The following is a 13,325-nucleotide window of genomic DNA, read 5'->3' on the forward strand; positions in this document are numbered from 1 at the left end:
GCCCGCAAGATGCCACCATCGAAGGAAAACGGCGACCCGAAAGCCGTCGCCGATCTTATTGCGGTTTGCCGATCTGGAGATGGGTGGCGAATTCACGCCCCGGCACCGCGAAAGGTAGTTGACGAGTAAATATGAATTCCTTAGTCAAGTTTTGAACTTGAGTGTTTCAGACAAGAATTTGGATGCCTGCGAGAGGGAGAGGTCGCCGGCAGCGAATGGCAAAGAGCGAGGCATATCGACGTGACGTTTCATGCGGGGTTTGACATGGTCAGGGGTGGCAGGGTTTGGTGCCGGGGATTGCTCGCCACGACGTACCTTGTGACGCTGCTCGGTGCTCATCAGGCGCACGCGCAGCAAGCCACCCGGCCACAAGATGGTACGCTCGAGCCGATCACGGTCAACGGCAAGGGCGGCCGGGTCACTTCCAGGGATGATGACAAGACGGTGGCCGCCAAGCGCAGCTCCGGTGCGACCAAGACGGATACGCCGCTCATCGAAACGCCCCGCTCCGTCTCGGTGGTGACGCGCAAGGAACTCGAGGAGCGCGGCGCGCAGGACATTATCGAGGCGGTGCGCTATTCGGCGGGCGTCAGCACCGGCGCCTACGGCTTCGATCCGCGCTTCGACCAAATCTATATCAGGGGCTACGACGCCACGACGCTCGGCGACTACAAGGACGGCCTGCGCCAGCCCTACATCAATTACGGCACCTTCCGTACCGACCCCTATTCGCTCGAACGCGTCGAGGTCATCAAGGGACCGGTGTCGGTCCTTTACGGCGCGGGAACGCCGGCCGGCATCGTCAACAAGGTGCCCAAGCTGCCGACCGAGGACAGGATACGTGAAGTCGAATTGCTCTACGGCACGAAGGACAGGGCGCAGGCGGCCTTCGATTTCGGCGGCCCCGTCACCGAAGGCAGCGACGAGTTCCTCTACCGGATCGTCGGCGTGGCGCGAAACGGCGACACCAATTTCGACATCGCCGACGACCGCTATTTCCTGCAGCCGTCGCTGACCTGGAATCCCGATGCCGCGACCTCCTTCACCATCTATGGGCTGGTGCAGGCCGACGAGACGGATACCAATGTCGGCGCAATCACCGATCCGTCGGGAAAGGTTCACGCCCTGCGCGCAAGCGATCCGGACTACGACTATCAGAAGATCCGGCAGCAGCAGATCGGCTACAAGTTCGAGCACGATTTCGGCAACGGCATCACGGTGCGCCAGAACGTTCGATATTCCCACCTCGATCTGAGGTCGCGCTATCTCGCAGTCGCCAGTTGGACGGGCACGGTCGCGCATCGTTACGCGAATTCGATCCGCGACGAAATGAACGTGTTCCAGGCCGACAATCAGATTGAGACCAAGTTCGACACCGGTGCGCTCGCCCATACAGCGCTTCTTGGCCTCGACTATACGGACCTGACTTCATCCTTCGGCTATGGGATAGGTCCCGTTAATCCTGCCTATGATTTCGACATCGCCAATCCGACTTACGGTGTTTCCGGACCGACGCCGGACTACAATCTCACGACTTCCGACGCAGATTTGCGCCAGACTGGCATTTATGCGCTGGATCAGGTCGAACTGGACAGATGGCGCTTCACGCTCGGTGGCCGGCAGACCTGGGTCGAGCAGACACGTGAATACGGTGACGGCAGTTCCGAGGGCTTGAACAAGAACGCCTTCAGCATCCAGGCCGGCGCCCTCTATCTTTTCGACAACGGCGCTGCACCCTTCGCCAGTTATGCGACCTCGTTCGAGCCGGTCACGAACCGGTCGGCGGACGGCCCTGACATTCTCCAACCGACGAAGGGCGAGCAATTCGAATTGGGGTTGAAATACCAACCCCCGGGAACCGACATCCTGCTGTCGGCGGTTGCCTATCATCTCGTCGAGAAGAACAAGCCAGTCGTCGTCAACGCCAACGAGGGCACCTATCGCGCTCTGGGCGAGGTCACCAGCAATGGCTTTGAACTCGAGGCGCGCGCGGCCATCATGGATGGGCTGGATGTGGTCGCGGCCTATAATTACAATTATGCCGAGATCACAGACGCCTTCGATGCGACGGAGATCGGCAAGGTTCCGGCCGTCACGCCCGCGCATGTCGCCAGCCTCTGGGCCAATTACAAATTCGACGAAGGCAGTGCCGCCCCAGGCCTTTCGATCGGCTCGGGTGCAAGGCTTCAGAGCGCCCCCTATACCGACACCACCAACACCGCCAAGAATGACGCCGCGGTCTATCTCGATGCCTCGGCGTCCTATGATTTCGGCGCCATCGACAAGAAATATGAAGGTGTCAGCGCCGCCTTCGCCGTCCGCAACATCGCCGATGAACGTCCTGTCGTGTGCAACAGCGGCTATTGCTATTTGGGCCAGGGCCGCAACATCACAGCTTCGCTGAAGCGCAGCTGGTAAAATCGAAAACGCCGCGCGTCCTTTCGGATGCGCGGTGCCTTGATTTTACCGTCTCGAAACGGCCCGACCGCTGGTGCTTAATCGTTCTCCACCCGGCCGCGCAGCTTCTTGATGGTCCCGCGCCCTGCCTTGCTCTTCAGCCGCCGCTCCACCGAGCCTTTCGAGGGCCGCGTCTTCTTGCGCGGCGGCGGCGGCGGCTCGGCGGCCTTGGCGACCAGAGCCGTAAGCCTCGCCCGGGCGTCCGCCCGGTTCTGTTCCTGGGTGCGGAAGCGACCGGCCTCGATGACGATGACGCCGTCCTTGGTGGCGCGTTGGCCGGCAAGCTTGATCGTGCGCGCGCGCACGCGCTCCGACAGGCCGGCCGCGTTGGCCGCGTCGAAGCGCAGTTGCACGGCGGTCGCCACCTTGTTGACGTTCTGGCCGCCCGGACCCGACGAGCGGATGAAATCCTCGTGCAGGTCGCCCGGGTGGATCACGGCTTCGTCCGCAATGATGATGTTGTCGTCGATCGGCATGCCGCAGTCATGGCGCGGCGGCGTGAAAAAGAAAAGGCCCGATCGTAACCGGGCCTTCACTGGTGCCGAGCGGCAATGATGCCGAGCGGTTTGGCTGTTACTCCGCCGCTTCCTGCATGCGGGGCGCCGCACCCATGACGGTTGCATCGACATGCGGCTCGAATTTCTCGAAGTTGACGGCGAACATGCCGACCAGTCTTGCAGCCTGCCTGTCATAGGCAGGCTTGTCGGCCCAGGTCGAGCGCGGATCGAGAATGGCGTTGTCGACACCAGGCACGGCCACCGGTACCTCGAAGCCGAAATTGGCGTCGGTGCGGAATTCGCCTGTCTTCAGCGAGCCGTCGAGTGCGGCGGCAAGCAAAGCGCGCGTCGCCTTGATCGGCATGCGCTTGCCGGTGCCGTAGGCGCCGCCGGTCCAGCCGGTGTTGACCAGCCAGCAATCGGCGCCATGGCTGGCGATGAGCTCGCGCAGCAGATTGCCGTATTCCGACGGATGGCGCGGCATGAAGGGTGCGCCGAAACAGGTCGAGAACGTCGCTTCAGGCTCGGTGACGCCCTTCTCGGTTCCGGCGACCTTGGCGGTGTAGCCGGACAGGAAATGATACATCGCCTGCGCCGGGGTCAGCCGCGCGATCGGCGGCATCACGCCGAAGGCATCGGCGGTCAGCATGATGATGTTCTTGGGATGACTGGCGCGCCCGGTCTTCGAGGCATTGGGGATGAAGTCGAGCGGGTAGGCGCAGCGGGTGTTTTCGGTGAGGCGGCCATCGTTGAAGTCCGGCACGCCGTCGGCGTCGAGCACGACATTTTCCAGCACCGTGCCGAAGCGCTGCGTGGTGGCGAAGATCTCAGGCTCGGCTTCGGCCGACAGCTTGATCGTCTTGGCGTAGCAGCCGCCTTCGAAGTTGAAGATGCCGTGCGGACCCCAGCCATGCTCGTCGTCGCCGATCAACGTGCGCGACGGATCGGCCGACAGCGTCGTCTTGCCGGTGCCCGACAGGCCGAAGAAGACGGCGGCGTCACCGGCCGGCCCCTCATTGGCCGAGCAGTGCATCGGCATCACGCCCTTCTGCGGCAGGAGATAGTTGAGCATGGTGAACACCGACTTCTTCATCTCGCCGGCATAGGAGGTGCCGCCGATCAGCACGATCTTGCGGATGAGATCGACGGCGATAATCGTTTCGGTGCGGCTGCCGTGGCGGGCAGGATCGGCGCGGAAGGACGGCAAGTCGATGATCGTCATCTCGGGCACGAACTGGTCGAGCTCGGCCTTGTCCGGACGGATGAGCAGGTTGCGGATGAACAGCGAGTGCCAAGCAAATTCCGTGATCACCCTGGTGGGGAGTTTCAACTCCGCATCGGCGCCACCGACCAGGTCCTGCACGTAGAGATCCTTGTCCGCGGCATGCGCCTGGAAATCGGCAAGCAGTGTCTCGAACTGGGCAGGCGAAATCGCCTTGTTGTTGTCCCACCAGACTTCAGCTTCGGTGGCTGCGTCGCGGACGACGAACTTGTCCTTGGGCGAACGGCCGGTGTGCTGGCCGGTCTCGGCGACCAGCGCGCCATGCGCGGTCAGCCGGGCCTCGCCGCGCCGGATCGAGTCCTCGTAAAGGGCGGCCGCACCGAAATTGTAGCGCACCACGCCGGTGGTTTTCAGGCCGATACGATCGATCGGGCAAGCAGGATTGCGTTTGCCGACTTCCGACATTGGTGTCCCTTCTTCGATTTTCCGCATCTTTGCCGGCGTCTTTCCGGCACGCCCGCTACGCAGGCTGAGATGGTCAAAACCAGAAAAGCCAAATGATATCAAATCATTAATCGATTTAAATATTTTGAAAGTTGTTTAAATCGTTTATATATGCGAAAAGTTTCACGGTTGCCCAAAGGATTGGCGATGTTCGTTCGTCCAATCCATGTCGAGGTAGGATTGTGGCCTGCGGCGCCCCGCGCGTGACAGCGGACAAGGCCTATGCCACATTTTGTACCTAATTTGTCCTGCAAAAGCCCCTTCTCTACGAAAGAAGGGACAGCTCATGAGGGAGCCGCTTGAAATGGCAACAATCGCGCTTGTCGATGACGACCGCAACATTCTGACGTCGGTGTCGATCGCCCTCGAATCCGAGGGATATCGCGTCGAGACCTACACGGATGGTGCGTCCGCGCTGGAAGGCCTGGCGGCGCGTCCGCCGAATCTTGCCATCCTCGACATCAAGATGCCGCGCATGGACGGCATGGAGCTCTTGCGGCGGATGCGCCAGAAGTCCGACCTGCCGGTGATCTTCCTGACCTCCAAGGACGATGAGATCGATGAATTGTTCGGTCTCAAGATGGGCGCCGACGATTTCATCCGCAAACCGTTCTCGCAGCGCCTGCTGGTCGAGCGGGTGCGCGCCGTGCTGCGCCGTGCCAGCGCCCGCGAGGCTGCGGCAAAGGCGCCCAGCCAGCAGGCCCGCTCGCTCGAGCGCGGCCAGCTGGTCATGGACCAGGAACGCCATACCTGCACCTGGAAAGGCGAACCGGTGACGCTCACCGTCACCGAATTCCTGATCCTGCATTCGCTGGCGCAGCGCCCCGGTGTCGTAAAAAGCCGTGATGCGCTGATGGATTCGGCTTATGATGAGCAGGTCTATGTCGATGACCGCACGATCGACAGCCACATCAAGCGACTGCGCAAGAAGTTCAAGGCTGTCGACGACGACTTCGAGATGATCGAAACCCTTTACGGAGTCGGATACCGGTTCCGCGAAGCGTAATTTGATGTATGTCGAGCAAACGCGGTCCCGGTCCAGGGGCTGCGACATGCGTCAAACCGAAGACTAAGCAGGGACTGCTATTCGATGGCAGTGGAAGCACAACGAAGCAGGCCGACGGGCGCCGCCAGGCGGCCGTCGCGTATCATGCCGTCCTTCGTGTCGAAAATCACGGTGCCGATGCGCCGCTTCCTTGGCCATCACATCTTTTCCAGCCTGACGCGGCGCATCCTGTTCCTCAACCTTGCCGGCCTGGCTGTCCTGGTCACCGGCATCCTCTACCTCAACACCTTCCGCGACGGGCTGATCGATGCCCGCGTCGAAAGCCTAATGACGCAGGGCGAGATCATCGCCGGCGCGATCGCGGCATCGGCGACGGTCGAGACCGATTCGATCAGCATCGATCCGGAAAAGCTGCTCGAGCTGCAGGCCGGCGAAAGCCTTGGGCCTGGCTCGGACCAGCTCGACAATCTGGATTTTCCGATCAATCCCGAGCGTGTCGCGCCGGTGTTGCGGCGGCTGATCTCGCCGACCCGGACGCGGGCCCGCATCTATGACCGCGACGCCAATCTGCTGCTCGATTCGCGCCATCTCTATTCGCGCGGCCAAATCCTGCGCTATGACCTGCCGCCGGTGGAAGAAGAAGAGCCCGACCTTGTCGAGCGCGTCCAGAAGTTCATTTTCGACTTCTTCCGCAACACCGACCTGCCAGTCTATCACGAGCAGCCGGGCGGTAACGGCGCGGCTTTCCCGGAAGTGGTCAAGGCGCTGACCGGCAGCCCGTCGACCATCGTGCGCGTCTCGGAACAGGGCGAGCAGATCGTTTCAGTGGCGGTGCCGATCCAGCGCTTCCGCGCCGTTCTCGGCGTCTTGATGCTATCGACCGAAGGCGGTGACATCGACAAGATCGTCGCCGCCGAGCGCAAGGCGATCCTGCGCGTGTTCGGCATCGCGGCACTCGTCACCGCCATCTTGTCGATGCTTCTGGCCTCGACCATCGCCAATCCGCTGCGCCGGTTGTCGGCGGCGGCGGTGCGGGTCAGGCGCGGCGTCAAGAGCCGCGAGGAAATCCCCGACTTTTCCGACCGCCAGGACGAGATCGGCAATCTGTCAATCGCCGTGCGCGACATGACCAATGCGCTCTATGCCCGTATCGAGGCGATCGAAAGCTTCGCCGCCGATGTGTCGCATGAATTGAAGAACCCGCTGACGTCACTGCGCAGCGCGGTGGAAACCTTGCCGCTGGCCAAGAACGACAATTCGCGTAGCCGGCTGATGGACATCATCCAGCATGACGTCCGGCGGCTGGACCGGCTCATCACCGATATTTCCGACGCCTCCCGTCTCGACGCCGAACTCGCGCGCGAAGACGCTGGAACCGTGGATCTTAAAAAATTCATCACCGATCTGGTCGCTGTGTCGCGTGAAGCCACGCGCAACAAGAAAGCGGTCGAGATCGAGCTCAAGGTCGCCAAGCTGCCGCAGGGCGTCAAAGGCTATATCGTCGTCGGCCATGATCTGCGCATCGGCCAGGTCGTCACCAATTTGATCGAGAACGCCCGCTCCTTCGTTCCCGAGGACCATGGCCACATCAGCCTGTCGCTGGCGCGCGCCGGCAAGTTCAACATCCTCACCGTCGACGATAATGGTCCCGGCATCCGCGCCGACAACATCGACCGCATTTTCGAACGCTTCTATACCGACCGGCCGGCCGGCGAGGCGTTCGGCCAGAATTCGGGCCTTGGCCTGTCGATCTCCAGGCAGATCGTCGAGGCCCATGGCGGCACGCTGACCGCCGAGAACATCCCCGGCACCAAGCCCGGCGAGATCAAGGGCGCGCGTTTCGTCGTGACGCTGCCGGCCGAAGCATGATCCCGAAAAGTGAACACCAGTTTTCTCGGACGAACGGTTCCGTTCGTCCAGAGATCATGCTTCAGCCAAAGACATGATCGGGCATGATCTTGCCTGATCCAGTTGTGCAACCCGAAAACATTCACGGAACCGCGATCCTGATCGGCGAGCGCGGCGTCCTTATCACCGGGCCGTCCGGCGCCGGCAAGACGACGCTGGCGCTGACACTGCTGGACCATTGTCGCGCGCGTGGGTTGTTCTCGCGGCTGATCGGCGACGACAGGCTGCTTGCCACGACCCGCGCCGGGCGGCTGGTCTGTCGCGTGCCGGCGACCATCGCCGGTCTCGCCGAAGTACCTGGGTTCATGCCGCGCCCGCTGCCGTTCGAGCCGTGCGGAGTGATCGACCTGCATGTGAGGCTGGTGCCAAAGGCAGAGATGGCCCGTTTCCAGGAGGAAATCAGCGAGCCGGTCGCAGGCTGCCTGGTGCCGCGTATCGACCTTGCCGAGCGTAACGCCGCCACGGCCCTGCCCGCCGTGATGGCGCGGCTCTCCATCATGCCTTTTCTATGATCCGCCCGGGGTTTTTTGCTGCAATGCGTCAAAATGGCATGGGCCGGCGCAATTTTGGGCTTGTCAACGGGCCGCGCGTCGACAAGATAGCGCTCCCGCCGCCTGGAATGGCTGGCGAGCATAAAATGCGCCTGTGAAGCGGCGATGACGGGAGCCACCAAAGAATGATCGGACTCGTGCTTGTAACGCACGGTCAACTGGCCACCGAGTTCCGACATGCCGTCGAACATGTCGTCGGGCCACAAGACAATTTCGAAACCGTGGCGATCGGTGCCGACGACGATATGGAACAGCGTCGCCGCGACATCGTCGACGCTGTCGCCCGTGTCGATACCGGAACGGGCGTCATCGTGCTGACCGACATGTTCGGCGGCACGCCGTCGAATCTCGCCATCTCGGTGATGGAATCCGGCCGCACCGAGGTGATCGCCGGCATGAACCTGCCGATGCTGATCAAGCTGTCCTCGATCCGCAAGGGCGACAACATGGCGGCCGCGCTCGACGAGGCGCAGGCCGCCGGCCGCAAATACATCAATGTCGCCAGCCAGCTTCTGAGCAGCAAATGAACGCGCTATCCCCGGAAAAGGACGAGATCGCCAAAGATCAGATCACCCGGGAGTTTCCGATCGTCAACCAGCGCGGCCTGCATGCGCGCGCCTCGGCGAAATTCGTCCAGCTCGCCAGCGGCTTCGACGCCGCGGTCCATGTCGAGAAGGACGGCGTCAAGGTCGGCGGCACCTCGATCATGGGCCTGATGATGCTGGCCGCCAGCCCGGGTTACTCGATCCGCGTCACCGCCAGCGGGCCGGAGGCGCTCGAGGTCATGGACGCGCTGGAGCAGCTTGTCGCGTCGCGCTTCGGCGAGGAATGCTGATCTCGCATACCGCCCAAGCATGTCCAAGAGACATGCAGGGATAAAGATTTCTTTATATCCCATTGTCGTCTCGATGCCGATCTGCTAGTCAGGCCGGCAATTCGCGCCCTTCGACGCGCCGACCGGCGCGGGCGCATCCGCAACCAATTCGCAGCATAACAATTCGCATCGGAGCACTGCCATGACGGGTAGCAAGGATTATGTGGTCGCCGACATCTCGCTTGCCGGCTGGGGCCGCAAGGAACTCGATATCGCCGAAACCGAAATGCCGGGCCTGATGGCCTGCCGGGAGGAATTCGGCGCCAAGAAGCCGCTGAAGGGCGCGCGCATCACCGGCTCGCTGCACATGACCATCCAGACCGCGGTGTTGATCGAGACGCTGAAGGCGCTCGGCGCCGATATCCGCTGGGCCTCCTGCAACATCTTCTCGACCCAGGACCATGCGGCGGCGGCGATCGCCGAAGCCGGCATTCCGGTCTTCGCCGTCAAGGGTGAGAGCCTCGAGCAGTACTGGGACTACACAGACCGGATCTTCCAGTGGACCGACGGCGGCCTCTCCAACATGATCCTCGACGATGGCGGCGACGCCACCATGTACATCCTGATCGGTGCCCGCGCCGAGGCCGGAGAGGACGTGCTGTCCAACCCGCAGAGCGAGGAAGAGGAATATTTCTATGCCCAGGTCAAGAAGCGCCTGAAGGCTTCGCCGGGCTTCTTCACCAAGCAGAAGGCTGCTATCCGCGGCGTCACCGAAGAGACGACCACCGGCGTCAACCGGCTCTACCAGTTGCAGAAGAAGGGCCTGCTGCCCTTCCCCGCCATCAACGTCAACGACTCGGTCACCAAGTCGAAGTTCGACAACAAGTATGGCTGCAAGGAATCGCTGGTCGACGGCATCCGTCGCGGCACCGACACGATGATGGCCGGCAAGGTCGCTGTCGTCTGCGGTTATGGCGACGTCGGCAAGGGCTCGTCGGCTTCGCTCAAGGGCGCCGGCGCCCGCGTCAAGGTCACCGAGGTCGACCCGATCTGTGCCCTGCAGGCGGCGATGGACGGCTTTGAAGTCGTCACGCTGGAAGACGCGGCTCCGACCGCCGACATCGTCATCACCACCACCGGCAACAAGGATGTCGTCACCCTCGACCACATGCGGTCGATGAAGGACATGGTGATCGTCGGCAATATCGGCCACTTCGACAACGAGATCCAGGTGGCGTCGTTGCGCAATCTGAAATGGACCAACGTCAAGCCGCAGGTCGACATGATCACCTTCCCGGACGGCAAGCGGATGATCCTCTTGTCGGAAGGCCGCCTGCTCAATCTCGGCAACGCCACCGGCCATCCGAGCTTCGTCATGTCAGCATCCTTCACCAACCAGGTGCTGGCGCAGATCGAGCTGTTCAGCAAGGGCGAGCAGTACCAGAACCAGGTCTATGTGCTGCCCAAGCATCTCGACGAGAAGGTCGCGCGCCTGCACCTCGACAAGCTCGGCGCCCGCCTGACCGAATTGTCGGGTGAGCAGGCCGCCTATATTGGCGTCACGCCGCAGGGTCCGTTCAAGCCGGAACACTACCGCTATTAACCAAAGCTAAATTTACTACCAGATATTGACGCCGGGCGATTGACTTTTCGCCCGGCTTTATTTTTGCGCGCGATCAGCCTTCACGGCGATTCGGCGAGGGTTTATTGTCAGGTGATTCGCGACGCTTCCGGCCCGAGAGGGGATCAGAGAGGCGCGTATCAGGGCGGTCTTGCATTCAGGCGGCGGAGAGGACCAAGACATGCCGGGGCAAAACCCGCACGGAGCGGGATCGGCCGTTTCCGGCGGCCACGACGATTCGGGGACCGTAAGCTCGACCATTCAGGGCGGGCGCCTTTCGTGGCGTGCCCGCGCGGGCTTGTTCCTGGCCAGCTCCGCGCTGGCCGGCCCCCTGGCGAGCGCCGTGGCGCATGCCGATAACCCCGCCGTGGCCACCGCCGGCCTGTCGATCAACACGGTCGAAGTCATGCAGCTTGCCGTGTTCGCAGGCGTGATGGGTGCGGCATTCCTGTCGGCGATCGTTCTCATCCGCGAACGGGCCCGCACCTCGGCGGAGAATGTCGAACTGAGAAGCCGCGTCGCCGACGTCAACGCGGCACTGCGCCGTTCGGAAGCGCTGCTCAATCTGCGCGACCAGCGTGTGGTCGTCTGGGCCTCGGAAAACAAGAAGCCCGAACTCATTGGCACATTGCCGGTCGAAAGCGGCGCGCCAGAGGACCGGGCGGCATTTCTGGCCTTCGGCCGTTGGCTGATGCCGCGCTCGGCGGCGGCGCTCGAGCATGCCATTGCGGGCTTGCGCGAAAAGGCCAGGCCGTTCGACCTGGTCATCGAATCGCAGGCCGGCGCTCCGCTCGAGGTGCATGGCCGCAAGAGCGCCGCGCACATACTGGTGCGGTTTGTCTCGCTTTCCGAGACACAGCGCAGCCAGGCCCGGCTGAAAATCGACAACCAGCGGCTGGCCGCCGACCATGACACGATGATCGGCCTGCTCGAAGCGTTGAAGATGCCGGCATGGCTGCGCGACGAGCACGGACGCCTGAAATGGGTCAACCGGGCCTATGCCGACGCGGTCGAAGCCGAAAGCGCCGAAGCCGCCGTCCGCGACGCCAAGGAATTCCTCGGCGGCCAGGCACGCGAGGCGATCGGCGCCCAACACAAACTGCATCCGGTCTTCGAGCAATCGCTCTCCACGGTGATCGAAGGCGACCGCCGGGTGTTCGCGGTGACCGACTTCGCCGGCGCCGACGGTTCAGCCGGCCTTGCCTGCGACACCAGCGCCATCGAGACCATCCGCGGCGAATATGAGCGCACGGTGCGCAGCCACGCCGACACGCTCGACCAGCTCAACACCGCCGTCGCCATCTTCGACACCGACGAGAAGCTGCGCTTCTTCAACCAGGCCTTCCAGAAACTGTGGGGCCTCGACAGCGGCTTCCTGCACAGCGCGCCTGACAACGCGCTTTTGCTCGACCGGCTGCGCAGCGAAGGCAAGATCGCCGAGCAGCCCGAATGGCGCCGCTGGAAGGAAGGCCTGCTCGGCGCCTATCGCGCGGTCGAATCGCAGGAACATTGGTGGCATCTGCCTGACGGCAAGACCATCCGCGTCGTCGCCAACCCGCAGCCCAAGGGTGGCGTCACCTGGGTGTTCGAGAACCTGACCGAGAAGATGGACCTGGAAAGCCGCTATCGCACAGCGGTGAGGGTCCAAGGCGAGACGCTCGACAATCTCGCCGAAGGCGTGGCGGTGTTCGGGCCTGATGGTCGGCTCCGCCTGTCGAACCCGGCCTTTGCCACGCTCTGGGGATTGAGTGGCGACGCTGCCAAGCCCAATGTGCACGTCTCGACGATCCGTGATCTTAGCAACCGGCAGGCGGTCGACAGCCCCTGGCCTGGCTTCGTTGCCGCCATCACCGGGTTCGACGACGAGCGCCGCGAACGCCATGGCCAGACCGAGCTCAACAACGGCATCGTGCTGCGCTACGCCGTGATTCCGCTGCCCAACGGGCAAGTGATGATGACCTTCGTCGACGTCACCGACAGCGTGAATGTCGAACGCGCGCTGAAGGACAAGAACGAGGCGCTGGAAAAATCAGACCAGCTCAAGAACGACTTCGTCCAGCACGTGTCCTACGAACTGCGTTCGCCGCTGACCAACATCATCGGTTTCACCGAACTGCTCTCGTTGCCGACGACCGGACCGCTGAATCTAAAGCAGCGTGAATATGTCGAGCATGTCAGCTCGTCCTCCTCGGTGCTGCTCACCATCGTCAACGATATACTGGATCTTGCGACAGTCGACGCAGGCATCATGCAGCTCGACATTTCCGAGGTGCATGTCGACCGCACCATCGCGGCGGCTGCGGAACTCGTTGCCGACCGGCTGCAGGAACATTCGATCCGGCTCGAGGTCGATGCCGCTGCTGCGCCGAAGACGTTCCACGGCGACGAAATCCGCATCCGCCAGATCCTCTACAATCTGCTCAGCAACGCCGCCAACTACGCGCCGGAAGCCAGCACCATCCGCCTCGCCTGCCGCCATCTGGCGGACGGGGTGGAATTCTCGGTGCATGACGACGGTCCCGGCATGCCGCCGGATGTTCTGGATTCGGTGTTCCGCCGCTTCGAACCGCGTACCAATGGCGGCCGCCGGCGCGGTGCCGGGCTCGGCCTGTCGATCGTCAAGAGCTTTGTCGAACTGCATGGTGGCCACGTTCGCATCGAAACCGGCAAGGACAAGGGCACGACCGTCATCTGCACCTTCCCCGACATGCCGGGCATCCGCGCCGCGGCCGAGTAGCGCGCTCG

The 13,325-nt window shown here is 62.7% G+C and carries 10 protein-coding genes; 8 read left to right on the forward strand and 2 right to left on the reverse strand.

The features are described 5' to 3' along the window. The first annotated feature begins 264 nt into the window (after positions 1-264). Positions 265-2,418 (forward strand): TonB-dependent siderophore receptor, encoded by a 2,154-nt coding sequence (locus tag AC1D05_RS14480; protein WP_477441636.1) that lies wholly within the window; start codon positions 265-267, stop codon positions 2,416-2,418. 77 nt (positions 2,419-2,495) lie between these two features. Here the strand turns inward: AC1D05_RS14480 and arfB are convergent, their stop codons facing one another. Continuing rightward, on the reverse strand, positions 2,496-2,933 hold the full coding sequence (gene arfB / locus AC1D05_RS14485) for an alternative ribosome rescue aminoacyl-tRNA hydrolase ArfB (RefSeq protein ID WP_477441452.1): 438 nt from the start codon (positions 2,931-2,933) through the stop codon (positions 2,496-2,498). Positions 2,934-3,030: 97 nt separating this feature from the next. Then, the gene (locus AC1D05_RS14490) at positions 3,031-4,641 is read right to left on the reverse strand and encodes a phosphoenolpyruvate carboxykinase (RefSeq protein WP_477441454.1); all 1,611 of its coding nucleotides are present in this window, start codon (positions 4,639-4,641) and stop codon (positions 3,031-3,033) included. A 343-nt stretch (positions 4,642-4,984) separates the two neighbouring features. Here AC1D05_RS14490 and AC1D05_RS14495 point away from each other — a divergent pair, with 343 nt between their 5' ends. The 7 genes from AC1D05_RS14495 to AC1D05_RS14525 all read left to right on the forward strand — a co-directional run bounded on the left by AC1D05_RS14495 (position 4,985) and on the right by AC1D05_RS14525 (position 13,317). Further along, on the forward strand, positions 4,985-5,686 hold the full coding sequence (locus AC1D05_RS14495; protein ID WP_010912942.1) for a response regulator transcription factor: 702 nt from the start codon (positions 4,985-4,987) through the stop codon (positions 5,684-5,686). An 84-nt stretch (positions 5,687-5,770) separates the two neighbouring features. Next, on the forward strand, positions 5,771-7,555 hold the full coding sequence (locus AC1D05_RS14500) for a stimulus-sensing domain-containing protein (RefSeq protein WP_477441456.1): 1,785 nt from the start codon (positions 5,771-5,773) through the stop codon (positions 7,553-7,555). Positions 7,556-7,644: 89 nt separating this feature from the next. Continuing rightward, positions 7,645-8,106 carry an HPr kinase/phosphorylase gene (locus tag AC1D05_RS14505; RefSeq protein ID WP_477441458.1) on the forward strand — a complete coding sequence of 154 codons (462 nt, stop codon included), beginning with the start codon at positions 7,645-7,647 and terminating at the stop codon, positions 8,104-8,106. A gap of 164 nt (positions 8,107-8,270) precedes the next feature. Then, entirely contained in the window at positions 8,271-8,672 is a 402-nt protein-coding gene (locus AC1D05_RS14510) for a PTS sugar transporter subunit IIA (protein WP_027032585.1), read from the forward strand. Next, positions 8,669-8,980: an HPr family phosphocarrier protein gene (locus AC1D05_RS14515; RefSeq protein ID WP_477441459.1), complete on the forward strand. Its 312-nt coding sequence runs from the start codon at positions 8,669-8,671 to the stop codon at positions 8,978-8,980. The genes AC1D05_RS14510 and AC1D05_RS14515 overlap by 4 nt, the downstream gene beginning before the upstream one ends. 181 nt (positions 8,981-9,161) lie before the next feature. After that, positions 9,162-10,562 (forward strand): adenosylhomocysteinase, encoded by a 1,401-nt coding sequence (gene ahcY / locus AC1D05_RS14520; RefSeq protein ID WP_027040652.1) that lies wholly within the window; start codon positions 9,162-9,164, stop codon positions 10,560-10,562. 199 nt (positions 10,563-10,761) lie between these two features. Beyond that, positions 10,762-13,317, forward strand: coding sequence for a sensor histidine kinase (locus AC1D05_RS14525; RefSeq protein WP_477441461.1), 2,556 nt, complete (start codon positions 10,762-10,764; stop codon positions 13,315-13,317). Positions 13,318-13,325 lie beyond the last annotated feature (8 nt).

Source organism: Mesorhizobium sp. P2_E9 (genome assembly GCF_056403815.1).